This is a genomic window from Acidobacteriaceae bacterium, assembly GCA_035944135.1.
Lineage (GTDB): Bacteria > Acidobacteriota > Terriglobia > Terriglobales > Acidobacteriaceae > Granulicella.
On the sequence record DASZBM010000002.1, the window covers coordinates 169577 to 191318 of the forward strand.

Genomic DNA, 21742 nt, shown 5'->3' on the forward strand with positions numbered 1-21742 from the left:
GGGGTGGGCGTGGATGATTTGGTCGGCTATGAGATTCGAGATGCGAGATTCGAGATGCGAGTTAAGGCGCGAACCGAGCGTTCGTGGTTGAAAAGGGTTAGGCGGTATGGGTGACACAAACACTGTCGGGGTCCTTCGACTTCGCTCAGGACGACGGACCAGTGGTGGCCCGAAAAGCACTCGCGCGTCTTAACGCGCGATACCGCCACCCTGCCGCTTCGCGTCGAGGGTGGGGCACCCGGAGTGTCGCGAGAATCAGCCGTTGACGAGCCAGTCGAATTGGGCGTCGGTGAGGGGGACGACGGAGAGGCGGAACTGGCGGAAGAGGAGGGAATCTTTGAAGACCTTCGATTCGCGGATTTCGGCGAGAGGTTTTTCGCGCTTGAGGCGCTTGCCGGCTTTCAGACGGACGATGGGAGTCTTGCCGTCGGTGTCGAGTTTGACGGAGACGACTTTCGCGAGGCCGATGGCGGCTTTGCCAGTGTTGGAGTGGTAGATGACGACCTGCTCGCCAGGCTTCATGTTGCGGAGGGTGATGAGGGCTTGCGGATTCTTGATGCCGTCCCAGGTGGTTTCGCCGTCGCGGACGAGGTCGTCGAAGGAGTAGACGTCGGGCTCGGATTTGAGGAGGTACGGCATAAAGCAGAGGGTAGAGGGTAGAGGGTAGAGAGTAAAGACAGTTTAGCCGCCGAGGTCGAGGAGGTGGACTTCGCTGATGGGTTGGGCAAGGAAGTGGGAGCCGAGGCGCTGGAATTTTTCGACGGAGTCGGTGGCGAAGCAGTCGAAGGTGGAGGGTGTGGGGGAGAGTTGGGCGGCGATGGGGGTGGTTGCGAGGGTTTGGGCGACGGCGTCGGCGGTGGCCTGGGCGGAGTCGATGACGACAGCGGAGGAATTGAGTGCGCGGAGCTCGGCTTCGATGGCGGTGTGGATGAGCGGGTAGTGGGTGCAGCCGAGGAGGACGGCGTCGGGGGTGCAGGTGGCGAGGGCTTCGCGGAGGTAGATGCGGATGACTTCGCGCGTGACGGGGTGGTCCACCCAGCCTTCTTCGACGAGAGGAACGAGGAGCGGGCAGGCTTTTTCGGTGGCGCGAAGTCCGAGGGCGGCGCAGGCAGAGTGGTAGGCGTGGGATTGGACGGTGGCGGCGGTGGCGAGGACGAGGACGGAGGGGGCAGGGGTTAGAGGATAAGGGGTAGAGGGTAGAGAACGAATCGCGGTGGCGGTGGCCTGGGCGCCGGGCTCGATGACGCCGAGGACGGGGACGCGGACGGCGGAGCGGATGTCGTCGAGAGCGAGGGCTGTGGCCGTGTTGCAGGCGATGACGAGGAGTTGCGCGCCGCGGGATTCGAGGAGGCGCGCGGATTCGACGGCGTAGCGGGAGACGGTGGCGCGGGACTTGGCGCCGTAGGGGAGGCGGGCGGTGTCGCCGATGTAAAGGAAGTGGGCGCCGCTGATGGTAGAGAGGAGCGCGCGGAGGACGGTGAGGCCGCCGAAGCCGGAGTCGAAGACACCGATGATGGGGCGGGGGGAACTTGAGGATCGTTGTTGCCCACTCATGTCGCTACCACCCCAGCGAGCAGGCTCGCCGGGGACCCCGGAGCGCTCCATGAATGGGGCACCCGGCAGAATCGATCGTTCGACCCCACCCATCTCGCGTTGCTCGATGAATGGGGCACCCGGTTTGGCGGGAACCCCGAAGCGCTCCATGAATGGCGCACCCGGTATGGTGGCTGGTCGAGTCTGCTCATTGGTTGGTGCTGGTGGAGGTGTCGCGGGAGGGATAGGTGCGGAGTAAGTCGGCGTGGCCGGCGAGGGTTTCGCGGGTCTGGCCGTCGACGAGGAAGCGGACCTGCTCTATCTGCGGGAGGTTGGCGTGGAGGGTGCCGATCATGGAGGAGATGGTGAGGGTTTCGACTTCGACGCCGGAGGGGTGCTGGTTGACGAAGGAGCCGCGGAGGTCGATGACGGCGAGCTGGCCGCCGGGAGTGGAGGGCTGGGGGGCGTTGGGGTCGTCGGAGGCGACGGGGATGGTGGGGGTGCGGCCGTCGGCGGTGGCGAGGGAGTTGTCGACGGCGTGGCCGACGAGGGGGAGCGGGAGGAGGAAGACTTCGTCGACGGCGGGGCCGGGCTCGAGCGGATGGGCGGAGCCGGGGAGGGCGTACTCGGTGACCAGGTGGTCGAGAAGGGCGCGGGCGCGGGCGGTGGTCTCGGAGGGGAGGGCGATCTGGCGGGTGGTGGCGGTGATGTTGCCGTCGTCGTCGTTGGCGAGGAGTAGGGTGACGGGCTGCTCGTCGGTGTAGGGAGCATCGAGGGGCATGGAGTCGGCGAGGCGCTCGATGCGGCCGCGGCGGGCTTCGCGATGTGCGAAGAGGCGGATGCCCATGGCGACGATGGCGATGACGGCGACCCAGAAGAGGATGCGATAGGTGCGGACGCTCATTGGTTGGCCTCGGCTGTGGTGGGCGTCGTGGATGCGGGCGGTGCAGGCGGGGTGAGGTGCGGCGGCGGCTGGACGGCGTCCTTCCAGAGGATGAGGGCGTTGGAGGCGGCCTGGGCGACGGACTGCTGGTAGCTCCAGTCGTTGATGGAATCGGCGTCGTCGGTGCGGGGGGCGAGTTCAAAGACGAGCGCGGGGCAGGTGGCGGAGTCGACGGGGCGGATGGAGGCGGTGCCGTTGACGAGGGGAATGTGAGAGCGATTGAGTGCGTCGGCGATGCGGCCGGCTAGGCGCTGCGACTGCGCGACCCAGGGGGCCTGGAGGGTGAGCCAGGGGGCGGCGGGGAGCTCGCCGGGCGCGGGCGTGAGCTCGGAGGTGTAGAGGTGGACGCCGCTGCCGGAGGAGGTGGCGTGGAGGAAGATGCAGGCAGAGGGGCGCTCGTGGTTGGCGATGCCGACGCGGTCGTCGAGGGTGAGTGGAGCGAAGGGTGGGTTGGGGTTGGCCGCTTTGTCGTCCTGCCGGGTGAGGACGACGTTGAAGCCGCGCGCGGTGAGCAGCGAACGCAGGCGGAAGGCGAGCGCGAGGGTGACGTCCTTCTCGACGATGTTGTCGGAGATGCGGGAGCCGGAGTCGGAGCCGCCGTGGCCGGGGTCGATGACGATGGTGGTGGGATGGAAGGGCAGCGGCGGGAGACTGATGAGGGCGCTGTGGAGGCGCTCGGCCGGGGTCTTGATTGGGGTTTGTGGCTTGGGCGCGGTGGTGGTTGTTTGGGAGGAGGTGGGACTCGCTGTGGGTGCGGTTTGGGGCGTGGTGTGCGTGACGGGGAAGGAGTTCTGGTATGGCGGGGGTGTGGTTGCGGGCTGGGATTGCTGGCGGCGGCCGAGGGCGGAGAGCGCGAAGGCGACGAGGAACATCGTGCCGAGGAGGGCGATGTGTCGGACTTGGGTCTTTTGCAGAGAGATCAAGCAGTCGCCTTCGGTCGAGTTCTCAGTGGGTTCGATTGTACCGGTTGAGATGCGCGCGGGGCGATTTGGTGGGCCGGGCAGAGGTAGACTGAGGGAACAATCATGCGCGTTTTCGGGATCGACTGCGGAACGGAGTTTACGGGCTACGGCGTCGTGGAGGTCGATGAGACGGCGCGGAACCCGCGGCTGAAGCCACTGTGCGCGGGGGCGATCAAGCTGAACAAGAAGGACCTGACGCCGGTGCGGCTGGGGTGCGTGTATGCCGAGCTGATGGCGCTGATGGAGATGTGGGAGCCGGAGGTGGTGGCGATTGAGGATGTGTTTTTTGCGGCGAATGCGAAGAGCGCGTTGAAGCTGGGGCATGTGCGCGGCGTGGCGATGCTGGCGGCGGCAAACTGCGGGTTGCCGGTCGCAGAGTATGCGCCGCTCTCGATCAAGAGCGCGGTGGTGGGATACGGGCTGGCGGCGAAGGAGCAGGTGCAGTTTATGGTGGCTCGGCTGCTGGACCTGGAGCGCGCGCCGGAGCCGGCCGATGCAGCGGATGCGCTGGCGATTGCGATCTGCCACATTCATCATGCGCAGACCGCGGAAGGTTTGCGGCGATGAGACGAGCCGCGTTGGCGATGCTGGCTGCGACGGTGTTCGGCGCCGTGGCGATGGGTGCGAGCGCTTCATCCATGAAGTGGAGCGTGGTGGAGCTGTCGATGACACCGCGGACTGACGACGCAGAGCCTGGCTGGAAGGTGCGGCTGCAGGCTGATGGTGCGGGGATGTACGTCGAGAGTGGATCAGCGGATGCGAAGGAGATTCCGCTGACGGTGAGTGCGGCGACGCTGGAGCGCGTGAAGCTGGGCGAGCACGCGGTGAAGAGCGGAAAGTGCGAGACGAAGGCGAAGAACATCGCAAAGACGGGCGAGAAGACGATCCGCTACGAGATTGCGGACAAGACGGCGGAGTGCACGTTCAATTACTCGGATGACGCTGGGCTGATGGGCACGACGGCGACGTTCCAGGCGATTGCGGAGACGATGCAGCGCGGCAAGCGGCTGGAGCATGATCTGCGTTATGACCGGCTCGGGCTGGACGCGGAGATGGAGCAACTGGTGGCGGCGCAGAAGAGCGGGAGCGCGATTGAGATCGTGAATATTGCGCCGGTGCTGCAGGCGCTGGTCGAGGACGATCATGTGATCGATCGGGTGCGGCGCAGGGCGGCGCGGCTGCTTCAGGACGCGGGCGCGCCGGTGCCGGCGGGGTACGATCCCAATTCCAACGAGCGATAGAGCTCGGCTAATGATTCAAGTGAGACAGCTTCAGCGCGAACCTGCGCGGGGAGATCGTGCGGCCACGCGTGTTGCAGTTGCGCTGGAGTAAAGCCCGCGGCGCGCAGGTTGTTCGAGAGCGTCTTGCGCTTTTGTGCGAAGCCAGCGCGGAGGAAGCGATTGAAGCCCTCGGGGTCGACGTGGAGTTCGGCGAAGCGCGGGGCGAAGTCGAGACGCACGACGGTGGAGTAGACGTCCGGCGGCGGAGAGAACGCTGAGGGTGGAAGAGTGAAGAGCGGCGCGGCGTGCGCGTGCAGTTGTGTGAAGGCGGAGAGCGCGCCGTAGTCGCTGACGCCAGGTGCGGCGGTGATGCGGTCGGCGACCTCGCGCTGCATCATGAGGACGGCGCGGCGGATGAGGTTGGCGCGTGCGGCGGCGTAGAGGTGGAGGAGGATGTCGGAGGTGACGTAGTAGGGGAGGTTGCCGATGACGTCGAGGGTGGCGGGTTCGGGGGTTGTGCATTCAGCTCCCAGCTGCGAGCTGTCAGCTGCGAGCTGATCAGGATTCGTGGTGGGGTTTTGATTTTCAGTTTTCAGTTTGCAGTTTTCAGTTTGCAGTTGGGCGAGGTTGAACTGGAGGATGTCGGCGTGGTGGATGGTGACGCGCGGGTTGGCGCGGAACTTGAAGGTGAGTTCGCGGGCGAGGGCGGGGTCGAACTCGATGCAGTGAAGGTGGGCGCAGCGCGCGGCGAGGATGGATGTGATGGCGCCGTGGCCGGGGCCGATTTCGACGACGGTGCGCTGAGTGATGTCGCCGAGGGCGTCGGCGATGCGCAGACAGGCGGTCTCGTCGGTGAGGAAGTTCTGGCCGAGTTTGGGTTTTTGTTTCGGCATTATTCGGTGCGGCGCTGGCGGGAGCGCATCCACCAATAGATTGGCACGCCGAGAAGGATGACGGTGGCTCCGGCGATGGAATTGCGCGGTTCGGTGATGAAGCTGAAGACGATTACAACGAATGCGGAGAGGATGAAGAGGGCGGGAGTGACGGGATAGCCGTTGACGCTGTAGGGGCGCGAGACGTGCGGGTCGCGGCGGCGGAAGACGAAGACGGTGGACGTAGTGAGGGCGTAGAAGAGCCACTCGGAGACGATGGCGAGCGAGAAGAGTGCCTGGTATTTGCCGATAACGAGGAGCAGAAGCGAACTTAGGACGGCCTGGAGGATAAGGCTCGCAGCGGGCGTTTGGAAGCCTGGATGAATGGCGGCGAGTGTGCGAGGGAAGAGGTGGTCCCGTGCGGCGGCGAAGGGGACGCGAGCGCCGGAGAGTGAGCTACCGACTAAAGTGGCGCAGATGCTGACAGCCATGCCGATGGTGACGAGCGCAGAACCGGCGCTGCCGGCGACGACGCGGAGTGCGTCTGCGGCGGGGCGGTCCGAAACGGCGATGAGTGCGGCGGGAAGGATGTACTGGATGGCGGTCTGGATGAGGATGTAGAGCGCGGCGACGATCGCGACGCCACCGACGAAGGCGAGAGGAAGCGAGCGCTGCGGCTCGCGGACTTCGCCGGCGAGTTGCGAGAGGTCGGACCAGCCGTCGTAGGCCCAGAGCGCGGCGATGAGCGCGGTCATGAAGCCAGTGATGCCGGCGTGCGCGCCGAAGTAAGTTGTGGCGAGATTGTGCAGCGAGCCGTGGCGGAGGCTGGCGAAGCAGACGACGGCGATGCCGACGATGAGAATGATCTTGAGCCAGGTGAGCGCGGTCTGGACGTTGGCGGATTCTCGCGTGCTGATGATGTTGAGCGCAGTGATGAGCCAGGCGACGATGATGGCTGCGAGCTGCGACCAGAGCAGATGGGCGAACGCCGGTTGCGAGAGGAAGCTGAGCGCAGAGAAGTCGCCGAGCACGCGCATGAGACCAGCGGCGAGCGTGGCGATGGACGCGGGCTTGGCGATGGTGACCCAGGTCCAGGTGTAGAGGAAGGCAGGGAGATCGCCGTAGGCTTCGCGGATGAAGGCGTACTCGCCGCCGACGCGGGGGCGAAGCGCGGCGATCTCGGCGTAGCTCATGGCGCCGAAGAGCGAGAGCATGCCGCCGATGATCCAGACGACGTAGACGATGCTGACGCGGCCGGTGGCGGCCATCATCTCGCGCGGGACGAGGAAGATGCCGGAGCCGATGACGATGCCGACGACGATGGAGATCGCGTGGCGCGCGGTGAGGACACGCGGAAGATCGTGCGGGGCTTGCTCCCGAGATGCGGGTGGCTGCATTGTGTGCAGCGTAGCAGAGCGTGGGGTGATGTTTGTGGAGTTAGCTGTAGTGGACGATTTTGGCGAAGGTTTCCGGATTGAGGCTGGCGCCGCCGACGAGCGCGCCGTCGATGCCGTCCTGCGCCATGAGATCGGTGATGTTGTCGGGCTTGACGGAGCCGCCGTAGAGGATGCGGGTGCGCTCTGCCATTTCGCCGCTGCAGCAGTTGCCGAGCTCGTGGCGGACGATGCGATGGGCTTCCGCGGCGATTTCGGGTGTGGCGGTTGAGCCGGTGCCGATGGCCCAGACGGGTTCGTAGGCGATGACGAGGCGGCGGGCCTCGGCGGAGGAGACGTTCTTGAGAGCGGCGCGGATTTGCGTCCGGATGGTCTCTTCGGTGCGGCCGTCTTCGCGCTCGGTGAGGGTTTCGCCGACGCAGACGATGGGCGTGAGCCCGTGGTTGATGGCGGCCTTCAGCTTGAGGTTGACGCGCTCGTCAGTCTCGTTGAAGTAGAGACGCTGCTCGGAGTGGCCCAGCAGAACGTGGCGGCAGCCGATGGACATGAGCATGGTGGGCGAGATTTCGCCAGTGTATGGGCCTTCGTTGAGCCAGTGCATATTTTGTGCGCCGGCGCGGACGTTGTGGTCGTCAGTGGCGATGATGGCGGCGGCGAGCGAGGTGAAGGGAGGGAAGATGAGGATCTCGTCGCGCTCATGGCCGGCGATGAGTGGAAGAAGAGTTTCGATGAAGGCTACGGATTCGTTGGGGGTTTTGTACATCTTCCAGTTGCCGGCGATGATCGGCTTGCGCATGCGGTGTAGAGAGCTCCAGGAGAACGGTTTTTGGTGATCAAGGGAAGTATTTCATAGGCCGGGCGGGGTGAGGGTTTGCGCGATCAGTTTGCAGTTCACAGTTTGCAGTTCGCAGTTAAACTCGAAACTGAAAACTGACGACTGAAACTGAAAGCGGGCCCATTGCAGGAATTTCGGAAGCTGGATGTATGGAAGAGAGCGCACGAGCTGGTGTTGGCTGTTTACCGCGCGAGCCAGAATCTACCAAAAGAAGAGGTCTTCGGAATCACGATTCAACTGCGTAGAGCAGCGACTGCGATTCCAACGCGAATCGCGGAGGGATGCAGCCGCCAGGCAAGCTCGGAGTTTGTCGCAGACCTCAGACGGAGTGTCGCAGCGACCAATGAGCTCGATTATCTGCTGCTGCTCGCGAGAGATCTGGGGTACTTCCAGCCGGAGACATACGACAGCCTTAGCGCAGAGACCGTAGAGGTGCGGAAGATGATCTACGGTCTGCTGCGCAGGCTTTAGTTATTTATCGTCGAGGGCGGCGACGCCGGGGAGGGTTTTGCCCTCGAGGAATTCGAGGGAGGCTCCGCCGCCGGTGGAGATGTGGGTGATCTTGTCGGCGACGCCGGAGTTGTTGACCGCAGCGACGGAGTCACCGCCGCCGACGATCGAGATACAGTCTTCATTCTTGGCGATCGCGCGCGCGATGGCGTTGGTGCCCTTGGCGAAGGGCGAGAGTTCAGCGACGCCCATGGGGCCGTTCCAGACGATGGTGGCGGCGTCGGCGATCTCAGCGGAGAAGAGCTTGATGGTTTCGGGGCCGATGTCGAGGGCCATGAGGTTTTCGGGGAAGGGACCGTCGCCGGAGAAGAGCGTGGTCTTAGCGTCGGCGGCAAACTTGTCGGCGAGGCAGTGATCGACGGGGAGGAGGAATTTGACCTCGCGCTGCTCGGCCTTCTGCATGGCAGCGCGAGCGACGTCGATCTTGTCGAGCTCGGTGAGGGACTTGCCGGTGGTCTGGCCTTTGGCGTTGAGGAAGGTGTAGGCCATGGCGCCGCCGATGAGCAGAGCGTCGACCTTGTTGAGCAGGGCGTCGATGACCTCGATCTTGTCGGAGACCTTGGCGCCGCCGATGATGGCGACGAACGGACGGTTGGGGTCCAGCACGGCCTTCGAGAGGTAGGTGAGCTCTTTTTCCATCAGGAGGCCGGCGGCGCACTGGCCGCCCTTCTGCTTGACGAAGTGGGTGATGCCTTCGGTGGAGGCGTGCGCACGGTGCGCGGCTCCGAAGGCGTCGTTGACGTAAAGGTCGCAGAGCTCGGCGAGTTGTTTGGCGAAGGCCGGGTCGTTGGCCTCTTCGGCCGCGTGGAAACGCAGGTTTTCGAGCAGGAGCGTCTGTCCGGACTCGAGGTTGCCGGCCATCTCGCGGGCGATAGGGCCGACGCAGTCGGGCGCGAAGGCGACGTTCTCGCCGTTGGTGAGCACGTTCTCGAGGAGCTGGCGCAGCCGGTCGACGACGGGGCGAAGGCTCATCGTATCGACGCGCTTGCCCTTGGGGCGGCCGAGATGCGCGGCCAGGATGACCTTGGCCTTGCGGCGCAGCGCGTATTCGATGGTGGGGATGGTTTCGCGAATGCGCGTGTCGTCAGTGATGGTGCCCTCTTTGGAGAGCGGAACGTTGAAGTCGACGCGGATGAAGACACGCTTGTCGGCGAGGTTGAGGTCACGGATCGAAAGCTTGGGCATTGCGAAGAGGATATACGACGGAGGGGGAGGGTCTGCCAGTGGATATGATTTTTGAGCGAATTGGGTTTGGATTCTACGAAATTATTCGTGGAGGCAGCGCCGGGCGATGAGCGCGATGGGAAGGCCCTGGAACAGAAGGAGCGCGAGTACGGCGTTGAGGAGGATCACTGGCGGCGGCAGGTGAGTGCGCGGCGGAAGACGCGTGAGCGGGAGGACAAGGAAGTTCATCACGACGTAGATGATGCCCCCGTAGACGAGGCCGGCGATGACGGCATGGCGAGTGAGGACGGCGAAGCGTGCCGCGGCCAGGAGAAAGAGTGCGGCCCAGCAGAGAGTGATGGCGTAGTGGATGGCGAGGCCGAGCAATGCGGTTGCGAGGCCGCCGTGGAAGGCTTGCGGTCCGATGAGGGCGCTGGCGATGTTTTGGAGCAGGCGCTCGGGGCTGACGCCGCGCAGGCCATAGAAGATGAGGGCGTCGGAGATGTCGAGCGTGCCGGCGACGAGCAGGCAGAGCACGAGCGCTTTGAGGAACGAGCGGCTGGATGTCCCAGTCATGGCCGCGATTGTAGATGCAGGGCCAGGGCCGCGCGAGATTTTCAGGGCAGGATTGCTTCGGCTTCGATCTCGACACGCCACTTCGGGTTGAGGAGTTCTTTGACCGTCACCATGGTGGCGGCGGGGCGGATGTTCGCGAAGATCTCGCCGTGAGCGCGGCCGATTTCCTCCCAGTCCTCGGTGTGGGTGATGTACATCCGCGTGCGGACGACGTGCTCGAAGCCTGCGCCGGCCTGGGTGAGCGCGTTTCCGATGAGGCCGAAGACGGTGCGGGCCTGCTCATAGGCAGAGAGGTCTTCGGCGCCGACGGGCGCGGTACCCGCGACATGAACGATGTTGCCGACGCGAACGGCGCGGGAGAAGCCAACGATGGGCTCGTAGGGCGACGTGCCGGGGATGTTCGTGCGGATGCGCGTGACGTCGGAGGGCAATGACATGGTACGAGGATAGTCCTGCGGGGTCGTATATGATCTGCGCAATATCAAAGAGGAGTAGCGATGTGTTTTTCGGCGACGGCGAATTTCGTTGGAAGCGGGGTGCTCGGGTCCATCGGCGTCGCGACACTGACAAAGGTGAAACACCGGCGCGAGCTGCTGTTCGCTGCGCTGCCGACGCTGTTCGCGGTTCATCAGCTGATTGAAGGATTTGTGTGGCTGGGGTTGGATGGAGTTCTATCGCCGCAGGTAACCCATGATATGGGTGCGGCGTTCGTACTGTATGCCCAGGGACTTCTGCCGTTCCTGCTCCCGATGAGTGTCGTGCTTTTTGAGCCGACGGTGAAGGAGCGAAGGCGAATGATTCCGTTTCTAGCTCTTGGCACAGGATTGACGCTGTATACGTTGTGGGCGTTGATTGCATACCCGCTGGAGGTTTCCGTAAAGGGACACAGCATCGTGTATGTGAACCAGGGTACGAACCACACTGAAGTCGCAGTCCTATACGTTGCTGCGACTTGCGGCACGCTGTTCTTTTCGAAGATCAGAGATATGGTGATCTTTGGCGCGGCCAACCTGGTAATTCTGCTGGTGGTGATGGAAGTAAAGCGATATGCGTTTACGTCGCTGTGGTGCGCGTACGGAGCCATGTCGAGCCTGATTATCCTGGCGTACTTCTGGAAGAGCCGGTTTCACCGGCCCTTTCAATACGCTCACGCGACTTGAGTCGGGGAGCTCCGGCGGTTTGTCTTCTGACCTGTTAACCGAGGCTGCGCTATGCCGTAGTAGGGATATGCGGCTGCGCGAAGGCGTCCGCCTGGGAGGGTGAGCAGGATGAGATGGTCTGCGGGAATGCGGATGGTGGGGGTGGGTGTATTGGCCGGCGCGATGATTGCGCCGATGGCGGTGGGGGCGCAGGCGCCGGCGCCGGTGCAGGTCCAACCGGCCGCGGCTGCTGAAACGCAACAGGAGCTCGGCGCAACGCAGCAGCAATTGATGCAACTGCTGCGGTTGAGTCCGACGCTGGCTGAGGTGGTGTCGAGCGATCCGTCGCTGCTGGCGGACCAGCAGTATGTGGCGAAGAGCAATCCGGAGCTGGCGGCGTTCCTGGCGCAGCATCCGGAGATTGGGCGCAATCCTTCGTTCTGGCTGTTTTCTGAGCTGCGCAGCCCGCAACAGAGGTACTACGAAATACTGCAGCCGAAACAGGGCTTTGAGGAGAGACGATCTGCTCCGAGCCCGGCTCATGAAGTGATCGAGTCGCTTGCGCCGGTGGTTGTGATGATCGTGCTGCTGTGTGCGCTGGCGTGGATCCTCCGCACGTTAGCGGAGAACCGGCGATGGACGAAGGTTTTCACGCTACAGAGCGAGGTGCATGCAAAGCTGATCGACCGCTTTGCTACCAACCAGGAACTGCTGAACTACATGGAGACGGAGCCGGGCAAGCGCTTCCTGCAGGCGGCGCCGATTGTGACCGAGACAGAGTCTCGGCGGATGCCGAACCTCGTGTCCCGGATGATCGCGACCTTGCAGGTGGGGCTGGTGCTGACGTTGCTGGGTGCGGGACTGTTGTCGCTGAAGAACGTCGTGGGTGACGCGGGAACCACGATGCTGGTGCTGGGAATCGTCGCGTTGATGCCGGGAATCGGGCTTATTCTGTCGGCGGGCGCGTTGTGGGTGCTGGGGCGGCGGCTGAACCTGATGGAGATGCCGCACGTACAGTCGGAGATGGATCTTCGGGGGCGCGAGTGAGGCTAGGTGAGGCCGCGCTCCGGATGAGGGTGTCGCGATGACCTGGGATGAGGTTCTCGACAGTGTGCAGGCGGGTGAGAGCGCTGCAGCCGAGTCGCGCATGGACAGAGATGCGTTTGCTGGATTCTACGAACGGACAGCGCGGCCGCTGTGGGCGTACCTGATGCGGGTGTCGGGCGATCCGGCGCTGGCGGATGACCTGGTGCAGGAGAGCTTTGTGCGGATGCTGTGCTCGACGACGCCGCTGGATGGCGAGGTGCATGCCAAGCGCTACCTTTTCCGCATCGCGACGAATCTGTTGCGGGACTACTGGCGGAGGCCGAAGGCGTCGTCGATTGAAGATGTGCCGGAGGGCATGTTTGCGAGAGATGGCGGCGATGGGGCGGATGCGCAGATGATGCTGGAGCCGCGGCTGTTGCAGCTTCGTCCGCGAGAACGGCAGTTGTTGTGGCTGGCGCACGCGGAGGGATACTCGCACAAGGAGATTGCCGAGATTATGGGGCTACGGTCTCCGAGCATACGGTTGATGCTGTTCCGCGCACGGCGAAGGATGGCGGATCTGCTGGGCGAGGAGTGTGCGTGATGATGCGCTGCGGCCGGACTGCGGAGATCGACGAGCTGCTGCGGCTGGGGCACTGGCCTGAGGCCGCTGGTACGGAGTTGCAGGCCCATGTGCAGGCGTGCCGGGCGTGCGGGGAGCGCGTGCGGGTGACGCAGGCGCTGCGGGCGATGCGTGCGAGCAGCATGCGATCGGCGCGGATGGAGCCGCCGGCGCTGGTGTGGTGGCGCGCGCAGCTACGCCGCAGGCGCGAGGTGATGCAGCAGGTGGAGAGGCCACTGCGTGTGCAGATGCTGGTGGTGCTGGCGGTGGTGTGCGTGGGGCTGGGGTTGGCGTTCGAGCTGAGCGGCGGAGAGGCGGCCTGGCGCGGCTGGATTGACGCGAGCGCAGGGGCAGTGGCGCGGTCTGGATTGGCGAGCTTTGGGGTGGGGCTTGTGGTGGCGAGCGCGGTGGCGCTGGCGACAATGGCCGGGCTGGCGATTTATCTGACGCTGGAGCGTAAGTAAGGGCCGATTTGTTACTGAAAGAGCTGGCCGTCTGGTTACTGTCGGTTACAAGCCTTCCGAGAAAATCTGAGCCTATTTCCTGCGCAAAAAAGGGAAAAGCCTGGGAAGTCCCTGTGACATTTCCTGCATAGGGGACATTACAGGTGGGCGCGGGACGTGCGGATTAGGTCGAATCTGGACATTTTCTCTTCGCGTGAGAATGGCCGCCGGATTGCGACTGTATAGCGACAAATAATCATTTTGCTTTCGGCCGGCCTATTGCGAATCGGGTCTGAAGTAACCGGTCCGCATCTGGCTACAACGTTAACCCGCCGCTAACTGAACGCGTGCCTTGAGGAAGGTAACGTGTGGTTTTGGGGCCAAGTGTGCTTCGGCGTTGCAGAGACGTTACCGCGCATTTGAGGACGTGACTCGTATCAGCACGGGTCAGGAGAATTCTAAAGATGAGAAAGCTATGGGCACTACTCCCAGGCGTCTGCCTGGCTTTGGTCTCTTTGACGGCCAAAGCTGATCCCACACTAACTTTTGACAGCTCACCCGGCGGCGGGGAGATCGGTCCGTACACCCTGACGCTGAACCCGGGAAGCGCGAGCCTGCAGCTGTTCTGCATGAACGACGACCGTTACATCCAGGGCGGCGAAACCTGGGGAGTCAATATCGTGAACGGCGCCGATCTTACGACCTTCCTCGCCAGCGATCCGAACCTTGCGAAGGCCTATGAGGAGGAAGCGTACATCTACAGCCAGTACAACGGCACGAATGCGGCCGATGTTCAGGATGCATTGTGGGACATTTTTAATCCCATGACTCTCGACACCGCTGCTCAAAATCTTGTGACTGACGCTGAGATGTCGTCGAACCCGTTCTACACCAACGGCGATTTGGGTCATTACGACTTCTTCCTGTATGACGGTGGAGCGATCACGAATCAGTACGGCACGTACGATCCGCAGAACTTCATTGGTGCTGCTCCTGAACCATCGAGCCTGTTCCTGCTGGGATCGGGTCTTGCCGGTTTAGCTGGAGCTGCCCGCCGCAAGCTGACTCGCTCGTAGACAAATCAGTCGCCTCAAAACAAACGAGCGCGCGGATTCAGTTCCGCGCGCTCGTTCTTCGTTTCTGTGAGGTTCAGGGTTGTGTTTTACAGGCCCTTCTTCGCGAGGAAGAGGACGAGGTCGCGAACGCGGTTGGAGTAGCCCCACTCGTTGTCGTACCAGGAGATGACCTTGCCGGTGGTGCCGACAACCTTGGTCAGCTTGGAGTCAACGATGGACGAGAGCGGATTGCCCTTGAAGTCGGAGCTGACGAGCTCTTCGTCGGTGTAGCCGAGGATGCCTTTCAGCGGGCCTTCGGCGGCAGCCTTCAGCGCGGCGTTGATCGACTTCACGTCGATCGGCTTCTCGGTGACGAACGTGAGGTCGACCACTGAAACGTTGGGAGTCGGGACACGGATAGCGAAGCCGTCGAGCTTGCCGTCCATCTCCGGGATGACGAGCTTCAGCGCTTTGGCGGCGCCGGTGGAGCTCGGGATCATGGAGAGGGCAGCGGCGCGGGCGCGGCGAAGGTCCTTGTGCGGCGTGTCGAGGATGACCTGATCGTTGGTATAGCTGTGGATCGTGGTCATGATGCCCGAGGTGATGTTGAAGGTCTCATGCAGGACCTTGACGACGGGCGCGAGGCAGTTGGTGGTGCACGACGCGTTCGAGATGACGTTGTGCTTTGCGGGGTCGTACTTGCCTTCGTTCACGCCGAGGACGATGGTGATGTCCTCGTTCGAGGCCGGAGCGGAGATGATGACCTTCTTGACCGTCTTGCCGAGGTGGGCCTTGGCCTTTTCGGCGTCGGTGAAGAAGCCGGTGGATTCGATGACGATCTCGGCGCCAACGGAGGCCCAGTCGAGCTTGGCGGGGTCGCGCTCGGCGAAGACCTTGATGGTCTTGCCATCGACGGTGAGGGAGTTCTCGGTGTGCGAGACCTGATTCGGCAGGTTGCCGAGGATGGAGTCGTACTTGAGGAGGTGTGCGAGAGTGGCCGGTGTGGTGAGGTCGTTGACGGCGACGAATTCGATGTCTTTGTTGCCGAGTGCGCTGCGGAAAATGTTGCGCCCGATGCGGCCGAAGCCGTTGATACCTACCTTTACTGCCATTTGCGTGCTGACCTCGATCTGAATTGTTTGAGAGTGGCGTAGTTCAGAAACGTATGAGGACGCGCATGCTCCCAACTACTGAGGCTATCAAAGCGTGCTATGCGCCGCAAATGAGAGCGCATCCTGAGATATTCAGGGGGGCACGGTTTGGGCGGCATGGCACGCGTGTGATAAAAGCAGCGTATGCGCGAATGGATGCGCGAGAAACTCATGAGAAGACGTTCCAAGCGTGGACCTAACGATTCCGAGTCCACGGGCAAGATTGGGCAAGAGATACCTACGAACCAGCTGGCGCCACTGCGGCCGGCCTACCCTGACTCATCGCAGACCGAGCCGCAGACCGGATTGAAAGCTGAACCGCAGCCGGATGTTGCGGCGGAGATGCATGGATTGCAGCCGGGCGAAGCGACTCGGGACAGTGGCGACGCGAGCCGGCACAGCGATGTGGCGCAGAGCGCCGCGCAGGCTGCTGAGCAGCAGCCGCAGGTCGAGGTAGAGACGCAGCCGGAGTCACTGGCAACGCCACCGGCAGGTCCGGTGGCCGTTCCTGCGAGATCGCCGCGAGGCTATGTGGTGCTGACAATCGGATTGCCGGGGTCCGGCAAGACGACCTGGTACAAGCGCCGTGGCGTGACGCCGCTCTCGAGCGACATGCTGCGCACGATTTTGTTCGACGACATCACGGACCAGCGCTACCAGGGGCTGGTGTTCAGCACGCTGCGCAGTCTGCTGCGCGCGCGTCTGATCGCCAAGATGCCGTGGAACTATGTGGACGCAACGAACCTGAGCCCGCATGAACGCCGCCAGTGGATCAAGATGGCGAAGAGCTTCGGGTACGAGGTGCAGGCGGTGTTCTTCGACGTGCCGCTGTCGGTGTGCCTGGAGCGGAACGCGAAGCGCGACCGCCAGGTCTCGGACGAGGTGATGCACAAGATGGCGGAGAGGCTTCGACCGCCGGCGTTCAAGGAAGGCTTCGACAAGATCACGGTTGTGCGCGTGAAGGGAGCACAGGCGAATGGTTCCGGCGAGCAGGCGAGTGCGGACAGCGCACAGGAGCCGGTCGAGGAGTCATAGAACGCTGCCGCATGGGCAGGCAGAGCGCGGCAGCCACAAGCAGGAGAACGATGGCCACTCACGGGGTGGAGTTCGCGGATGTGAGCTTCACGGTGGGTGGCCGTCCTGTTTTGCGGGGCGTTTCGCTGCGGGTGGAGCAGGGAACGACAACAGCGCTGCTGGGCCGCAGCGGCTCTGGAAAGACGACGCTGCTGCGAACGGTGAATGCGCTGGTGCGGCCGACGAGCGGGCGCGTGCTCGTTGATGAGCGGGATGTGGCGGAGGAGGACGTGATCGCGCTGCGGCGGCGGATTGGATACGTGATCCAGGAGACTGGATTGTTTCCGCACATGACGATCGGCAGGAATGTGAGGCTTCCGCTCGACGTGAACGGTGGCATGGCCGGCCACGGTGACGAAACGGAAGCGGCCGTCAAAGGGCGATTGGAGAGTGTTGGCCTCTCCTATGCGGAGTATCGCGATCGCTATCCATGGCAGTTGAGTGGAGGACAGCGGCAAAGGGCAGGCGTGGCGCGAGCGCTGGTTAACAACCCCTCTGTGTTGCTGATGGATGAGCCGTTCGGAGCGCTCGATCCGCTCACGCGCGCGGAGATGCAGACGATGCTGCGCGAGCTCCTGCGAAAGACGTGTGTGACGACGCTGATCGTGACGCACGATCTTGATGAAGCAATCTATCTGGCGGATCGTGTGGTTCTGATCGAGGACGGACGTGTCGTCGCAAATCTTGCGTCGTCGGAGGTGCTCGAGTCGCGCGAGCCGTCGATACGCGCGTACGTTGCGGCTGCTCGGCGCGCGCAGGAGGTGCCGGCAGAATGACCAACTTTTTCGATCGCTACGGATCGCAGATCGGCCCGCTGACCTTTGAGCATGTGTGGCTGACGGGCAGCGCGATGTTGTTTGCTGTGGCCATCGCTGTGCCGCTGGGCATTCTGCTCACGCGACGGGAGAGGCTGGCACGACCGGTGCTCGCGTTCGCGAACATTGTGCAGACGATTCCAAGCCTGGCATTGTTTGGACTGCTTCTGCCGGTACCGTTTCTTGGCGACCGCGCGGCGAGGCTCGCCATTGTTGCATTGGTGGGCTACGCGTTGTTGCCGATCCTGCGCAACACGTATGCGGGGATTCGCGGGATTGATCCGGCGCTCGTGGATGTAGCGAACGCTCTTGGGATGACGCAGTGGCAGAGACTCATTCGCGTAGAACTGCCCCTTTCGGCGAGCTTCATCCTGGCGGGGATCCGCACGGCGACAGTAACGTGCGTGGGAGTGGCGACGATCGCGGCTGCGATTGGCGCGGGTGGACTGGGGGAGTTGATCTTCCGCGGCGTGGCCAGCGTGGATAACGGCCTGGTGCTGGCGGGCGCGGTGCCCGCGGCGCTGCTGGCGCTGTGCGCGGATGGATTGCTTGGGCTGGCGGAGAAGCGGATGGTGGTGCGGCGGTGATGGAGCTAGCCAGCGAGTCAGCAAGTCAGCGAGTCAGCCGGTGGGCCTTGCTGGCCGTGAGCGTGATGGCGCTGCTGTGTGGTTCGTGTGCGCCTCCGCGGTCCTCGCACATTGTGATTGGGGCGAAGAATTTTACGGAGCAGGTCGTGCTCGGCGAGCTGCTGGCGCAGGAGATTGAGGCGAGCGGCGGTGGCAAGGTCGAGCGCAGGTTCTGGCTTGCTGGGAGTTATTTGTGCCAGCAGGCGCTGATCTCGGATCGAATTGATGCGTACGTGGAGTACACGGGGACGGCGCTGACGGCGATTCTGAAGCAGCCACTGCCGAAGCCCGGCACGTGCGATGAGGCGTGTGTGCATGCGCGGGTCGCGGAATTGTATGAGCAGCGATATGGTGTTCGCGTCGGACCAGGGCTCGGGTTCGAGGATACGTTTGCGATGGTGATGCGTGCCGATGATGCGCAACGGCTCGGTTTGCGGACGATCTCGGATGTGGCGAAGGTGAATCCGCCGATGCGATTGGGCGTAGGGTATGAGTTCGCCGAGCGGCCGGATGGGTTGCGTGGGTTGAGCGCGGCGTATGGGTTGCATTTCACGGGACCGCCGCGAACGATGGAGCTCGGGCTGCTATATCGGGCGCTCGCGGCGAAGCAGGTGGATATTGTCGCGGGGAACTCGACCGATGGGGCGATCAAGTCTCATGGATTCGTCGCGCTTGCGGACGACAGGCACTACTTCCCGCCGTACGAGGCGGTGCCGCTGGTCCGCGAGGATTCGCTGAAGCGATGGCCGCAGATTGGAGTCGCGATGGAGAAGCTTGCAGGCAAGGTGAGTGATGAGGATATGCGTGCGATGAATCTTGCGGTTGAGTCGGAGCATCGGGATGTGGCGGAGGTCGTGCGCGAGTTTCGGGAGCGGAAGGGGCTATGAACGAGAGATCAGAGAGCAGAGATCAGAAAACAGCGAATGCAATCGAACCATGGATGCGCGGCACGCACGGCGATGTTGATGTTGTGCGGCGCGGTGTGATCCATGCGCTTGAACTGGCTGAGGAAGATATCGCAAAGTGGTGTGGCGGATTGAGCGATGAGGCGATGCTTGCGCGGCCGGGTGGCATCGCGCCGGTCGCGTTTCATCTGCGTCACATCGCGCGATCGCTCGACCGATTGCTGACGTATGCGGAAGGACGGATGCTCGACGAGGTGCAGCTTGCGGCGCTGAAGAGCGAGATGGAACAGGGCACGGCTGCGGAGGTATTGCGCGAGTTTCGCGAGGGTATTGCATCGGCGAAGGAACGGGTACGCGCGTTCCAGCCGGAGTCGTATGACGAATTTCGCGGCATCGGACGCAAGCAGTTGCCGACGACCGTCGGCGGCCTGTTGATTCACTGTGCCGAGCACACGGCTCGGCATGTGGGTCAGGCAGTGACAACATCGAAGCTGGTCAGCGGGCCCGCATAGCCGCGCGGGCTTCACGGCCGGGTATCGCTCAACGACGGTGGAGCATCGGATGGCGCGGAGCCCCAGCTGTGATTGGGTTTCGCGCCTGCTGTTACGCGTAACGTGCCGCCGGCAGCGATGGACTGAAATGAAATCCAATTCTGGCTGCGCGACTTGCCGTTGAGTTGCACGCGTTGAATATACGGATCCGCTTCTGGATTACCTTCCGCTTCAATGGTGAATGACTTGCCGGAGTAGGGTTGCTGGAGGTGGACCACAACCTTCGGGAAGACGGGACCGACGAGCTCATACGCAAGGCTGGCGGGATCGACGCTGTAGATTCCCATCATGCTCAGCACGGCCCAGGAGGACATCTCCCCACAGTCATCGTTGCCGGGTACGCCATCGGGCTTGTCGGTGTAGTTCTCGTCGAGGACGCGGCGGACTACTCGCTGCGACTCCCACGGTTCGCCGGAGAAGTTGAATTCAAACGGCGCCTGAAGATCGGTTTCGTTGTAGGGGTTGTAGTACTGGGCGTACCAGGCGGGAATCTTGTAATCGAAAAATTCGGTGAGGCGCTGGTTGAACTGATCACGTCCGACAGCATTCACGAGCCATGCCATGTCGGAGGGCGCGAGCCACTGATAGTGCCAGCCAGTGCCCTCAATAAAGCCGTGCCAGTTCAGCGCTGGATTGAAATCGGGAACCCATTGGCCGTCGGCATTGCGCGGCCGGAAGTACCGGTCTGTGGGATCGAAGAGGTTGCGGTAATAGAGCGCGCGGTCGTAGAGGGTTTTGGCGTCGTCCGTTTTCCCGAGGTCCACTGCGAGCCGATAGAGAGAGGCGTAGGCGATGGTGTCTTCCTGGAGCTGCGAAACCGAGCCGTAATGGACCTTGTCGTCAGGCACGTAATGGAGCTTGTTGATCCAGTCGATTCCTTCTTCGCCTGCATAGGGCTGGTGGGGCGGCGGAGCCTGAGTCGCGTCCTTGTACATTCCTTCCCACGCGGACTTGATGTCGAATCCGTGAAGTCCGTCGAGCCATGCGTTGGCGAGAGCGACGGTGAGCGGGCTGCCGGCCATCACGTTTGTGTAGCGGTTCACTTGTGGCCAGCGGTCGATCCATCCACCTTGTTGGTACGTCAGCACGATGGATTGCGCCATGTCTTCCATTCGATGGGGTTCAATCATGGCGAGTAGTGGGATCTCGCTGCGATAGATATCCCAGCCGGAATAGTTGGCATAGAGAAGATGGCCGGGAGCAACCTGGTGGACCTTGTCGTCGAATCCGAGATAGCGTCCATCCGCATCGTTGAAGATGCTGGGCATCATCAGCGAGTGATACAGCGCCGTGTAGAAGATCTTGCGGTGAGTTGCACTGCCGCCGGAGACATCGATGACACTAAGCTCGCGATTCCACGCGGAAAGAGCAGCGTCGCGGATCTCGGAGAAATCTTTTCCGGTGGACTCCGCCTTGAGGTTGTTCTGTGCACCTTCGGGGTCGACGTAAGAGATTGCAATCCTCGCCGTGATCGTCTGCGGCTGGGCCTGCGGAGCCCAGGTGGCGTATGCGCCGGTCGATCCGTCGTGCGTGGATTGACTTGCTGAACGGCTTCCTGACGCGATTGTCCCGGGACCGCCGTATTTCGCGCCGCTCCATGTGCCGAAGGAGGAGAACGGACGATCGAAGGTCATCACAAAATAGACTTTGTATGTCTGATGTCCGCCGCAAAAGACGCTGTCTTCGACGAATCCCTCGATCTGACGATCGCCGGTTACGGTGATTTGCGCGCCGGTGACGTTGTCGAGCGTGTGGCTGATGGGAACGAGCAGGTTGGCAACCTTGCCGGCGGGAAATGTGAAACGCGCGATGCCGGTGCGGTCGGTGGCGCTTAGCTCCGCGTTTATGTCCCACTGCAACAGTTGCACTTGGTAATAACCGGGCGCGGCTGCTTCCAGTTTGTGGGAGTAGGGTGATTGCATGTCGTCGATCTGCGTGACGATGGGGCCAGTGGTGGGCATGAAGAACATATCGCCTTCATTCGCACAGCCGACGCCGCTCATGTGCGTCATGCTGAAGCCGCGAATCGTATCCTGATCGTAGTGATAGCCGAAGCCTCGGTCCTCAGTGTCCGGACTGAGCTGCACCATGCCGAACGGCGTCGTGGCCCCGGGGAAGAGATTTACGGGTCCGCCCGGGCCACGCCCGGTACCGATGAATGGGTCTACGCTCGCGGTCGGTCCTTTTGCCGAAGGGGTCTGCGCGGTCAAGCCATTGGCTGCAACAGAGATGAAAGTAAGAAGTCCAAGAACGAAGGGGCCAGCGTGCTTCAACGTGGTCATCGAAAATTTCATCTCCTTCGCAGCACATTCAGGCGGCGACGAGT

General features: G+C 62.8%; 25 protein-coding genes. 13 read left to right on the forward strand and 12 right to left on the reverse strand.

The window, feature by feature from the left end; genetic code table 11:
* Nucleotides 1-255: 255 nt before the first annotated feature.
* Genes VGU25_03385 through VGU25_03400 form a run of 4 tightly spaced genes read right to left on the reverse strand, consistent with a single transcriptional unit; the run spans nt 256 to nt 3399 of the window.
* A complete protein-coding gene (locus VGU25_03385) occupies nt 256-639 on the reverse strand; it encodes an EVE domain-containing protein (protein ID HEV2576233.1) in 384 nt (127 codons plus the stop codon).
* 42 nt (nt 640-681) lie between these two features.
* A complete protein-coding gene (murI, locus tag VGU25_03390; protein HEV2576234.1) occupies nt 682-1704 on the reverse strand; it encodes a glutamate racemase in 1023 nt (340 codons plus the stop codon).
* Nucleotides 1705-1741: 37 nt separating this feature from the next.
* Nucleotides 1742-2437: a GerMN domain-containing protein gene (locus VGU25_03395; protein HEV2576235.1), complete on the reverse strand. Its 696-nt coding sequence runs from the start codon at nt 2435-2437 to the stop codon at nt 1742-1744.
* The gene (locus VGU25_03400) at nt 2434-3399 is read right to left on the reverse strand and encodes an N-acetylmuramoyl-L-alanine amidase (GenBank protein ID HEV2576236.1); all 966 of its coding nucleotides are present in this window, start codon (nt 3397-3399) and stop codon (nt 2434-2436) included. Before VGU25_03400 ends, VGU25_03395 begins: the two co-directional genes overlap by 4 nt.
* A 102-nt stretch (nt 3400-3501) precedes the next feature.
* On the opposite strand from VGU25_03400, the gene ruvC reads away from it, so the two are divergent.
* Both ruvC and VGU25_03410 read left to right on the forward strand, forming a co-directional pair.
* Entirely contained in the window at nt 3502-4005 is a 504-nt protein-coding gene (gene ruvC / locus VGU25_03405; protein HEV2576237.1) for a crossover junction endodeoxyribonuclease RuvC, read from the forward strand.
* A complete protein-coding gene (locus VGU25_03410) occupies nt 4002-4679 on the forward strand; it encodes a hypothetical protein (GenBank protein ID HEV2576238.1) in 678 nt (225 codons plus the stop codon). The genes ruvC and VGU25_03410 overlap by 4 nt, the downstream gene beginning before the upstream one ends.
* On the opposite strand, the gene rsmA is transcribed toward VGU25_03410, so the two are convergent.
* Genes rsmA through tpiA form a run of 3 tightly spaced genes read right to left on the reverse strand, consistent with a single transcriptional unit; the run spans nt 4622 to nt 7720 of the window.
* Nucleotides 4622-5551: a 16S rRNA (adenine(1518)-N(6)/adenine(1519)-N(6))-dimethyltransferase RsmA gene (rsmA, locus tag VGU25_03415; protein HEV2576239.1), complete on the reverse strand. Its 930-nt coding sequence runs from the start codon at nt 5549-5551 to the stop codon at nt 4622-4624. The two genes, VGU25_03410 and rsmA, sit on opposite strands and share 58 nt — an antisense overlap.
* Nucleotides 5551-6927 (reverse strand): amino acid permease, encoded by a 1377-nt coding sequence (locus VGU25_03420; protein ID HEV2576240.1) that lies wholly within the window; start codon nt 6925-6927, stop codon nt 5551-5553. The genes rsmA and VGU25_03420 overlap by 1 nt, the downstream gene beginning before the upstream one ends.
* 40 nt (nt 6928-6967) lie before the next feature.
* On the reverse strand, nt 6968-7720 hold the full coding sequence (tpiA, locus tag VGU25_03425) for a triose-phosphate isomerase (protein ID HEV2576241.1): 753 nt from the start codon (nt 7718-7720) through the stop codon (nt 6968-6970).
* Between the two features lie 162 nt (nt 7721-7882).
* On the opposite strand from tpiA, the gene VGU25_03430 reads away from it, so the two are divergent.
* Complete coding sequence (locus tag VGU25_03430; GenBank protein ID HEV2576242.1) at nt 7883-8230, forward strand: four helix bundle protein; 348 nt, start codon at nt 7883-7885, stop codon at nt 8228-8230.
* Here the strand turns inward: VGU25_03430 and VGU25_03435 are convergent, their stop codons facing one another.
* The 3 genes from VGU25_03435 to VGU25_03445 all read right to left on the reverse strand — a co-directional run bounded on the left by VGU25_03435 (nt 8231) and on the right by VGU25_03445 (nt 10446).
* Nucleotides 8231-9454 (reverse strand): phosphoglycerate kinase, encoded by a 1224-nt coding sequence (locus VGU25_03435; GenBank protein HEV2576243.1) that lies wholly within the window; start codon nt 9452-9454, stop codon nt 8231-8233.
* 81 nt (nt 9455-9535) lie between these two features.
* Nucleotides 9536-10009, reverse strand: a complete 474-nt coding sequence (locus VGU25_03440; GenBank protein ID HEV2576244.1) for a hypothetical protein — start codon at nt 10007-10009, stop codon at nt 9536-9538.
* A 41-nt stretch (nt 10010-10050) separates the two neighbouring features.
* The gene (locus tag VGU25_03445) at nt 10051-10446 is read right to left on the reverse strand and encodes a RidA family protein (protein HEV2576245.1); all 396 of its coding nucleotides are present in this window, start codon (nt 10444-10446) and stop codon (nt 10051-10053) included.
* 60 nt (nt 10447-10506) lie between these two features.
* Between VGU25_03445 and VGU25_03450 the strand changes: the two genes are divergently transcribed.
* The 5 genes from VGU25_03450 to VGU25_03470 all read left to right on the forward strand — a co-directional run bounded on the left by VGU25_03450 (nt 10507) and on the right by VGU25_03470 (nt 14315).
* Nucleotides 10507-11169, forward strand: a complete 663-nt coding sequence (locus VGU25_03450) for a DUF6629 family protein (GenBank protein ID HEV2576246.1) — start codon at nt 10507-10509, stop codon at nt 11167-11169.
* Nucleotides 11170-11277: 108 nt separating this feature from the next.
* Nucleotides 11278-12195, forward strand: coding sequence for a hypothetical protein (locus VGU25_03455; GenBank protein ID HEV2576247.1), 918 nt, complete (start codon nt 11278-11280; stop codon nt 12193-12195).
* 37 nt (nt 12196-12232) lie between these two features.
* Nucleotides 12233-12778, forward strand: a complete 546-nt coding sequence (locus VGU25_03460; GenBank protein ID HEV2576248.1) for a sigma-70 family RNA polymerase sigma factor — start codon at nt 12233-12235, stop codon at nt 12776-12778.
* The gene (locus tag VGU25_03465; GenBank protein ID HEV2576249.1) at nt 12778-13260 is read left to right on the forward strand and encodes a hypothetical protein; all 483 of its coding nucleotides are present in this window, start codon (nt 12778-12780) and stop codon (nt 13258-13260) included. The genes VGU25_03460 and VGU25_03465 overlap by 1 nt, the downstream gene beginning before the upstream one ends.
* Nucleotides 13261-13703: 443 nt before the next feature.
* On the forward strand, nt 13704-14315 hold the full coding sequence (locus VGU25_03470) for a PEP-CTERM sorting domain-containing protein (GenBank protein ID HEV2576250.1): 612 nt from the start codon (nt 13704-13706) through the stop codon (nt 14313-14315).
* An 86-nt stretch (nt 14316-14401) separates the two neighbouring features.
* Here the strand turns inward: VGU25_03470 and gap are convergent, their stop codons facing one another.
* The gene (gene gap / locus VGU25_03475) at nt 14402-15406 is read right to left on the reverse strand and encodes a type I glyceraldehyde-3-phosphate dehydrogenase (GenBank protein HEV2576251.1); all 1005 of its coding nucleotides are present in this window, start codon (nt 15404-15406) and stop codon (nt 14402-14404) included.
* Between the two features lie 210 nt (nt 15407-15616).
* Between gap and VGU25_03480 the strand changes: the two genes are divergently transcribed.
* The 5 genes from VGU25_03480 to VGU25_03500 all read left to right on the forward strand — a co-directional run bounded on the left by VGU25_03480 (nt 15617) and on the right by VGU25_03500 (nt 19377).
* Entirely contained in the window at nt 15617-16480 is an 864-nt protein-coding gene (locus VGU25_03480) for an ATP-binding protein (protein ID HEV2576252.1), read from the forward strand.
* A 50-nt stretch (nt 16481-16530) separates the two neighbouring features.
* On the forward strand, nt 16531-17295 hold the full coding sequence (locus VGU25_03485; protein ID HEV2576253.1) for an ATP-binding cassette domain-containing protein: 765 nt from the start codon (nt 16531-16533) through the stop codon (nt 17293-17295).
* The gene (locus tag VGU25_03490) at nt 17292-17921 is read left to right on the forward strand and encodes an ABC transporter permease (GenBank protein ID HEV2576254.1); all 630 of its coding nucleotides are present in this window, start codon (nt 17292-17294) and stop codon (nt 17919-17921) included. Before VGU25_03485 ends, VGU25_03490 begins: the two co-directional genes overlap by 4 nt.
* Before the next feature lie 65 nt (nt 17922-17986).
* Nucleotides 17987-18847: a glycine betaine ABC transporter substrate-binding protein gene (locus tag VGU25_03495; GenBank protein ID HEV2576255.1), complete on the forward strand. Its 861-nt coding sequence runs from the start codon at nt 17987-17989 to the stop codon at nt 18845-18847.
* Nucleotides 18844-19377: a DinB family protein gene (locus VGU25_03500; GenBank protein ID HEV2576256.1), complete on the forward strand. Its 534-nt coding sequence runs from the start codon at nt 18844-18846 to the stop codon at nt 19375-19377. Before VGU25_03495 ends, VGU25_03500 begins: the two co-directional genes overlap by 4 nt.
* 11 nt (nt 19378-19388) lie before the next feature.
* Here VGU25_03500 and VGU25_03505 read toward each other — a convergent pair whose 3' ends face one another.
* On the reverse strand, nt 19389-21698 hold the full coding sequence (locus VGU25_03505; protein ID HEV2576257.1) for a GH92 family glycosyl hydrolase: 2310 nt from the start codon (nt 21696-21698) through the stop codon (nt 19389-19391).
* Nucleotides 21699-21742 lie beyond the last annotated feature (44 nt).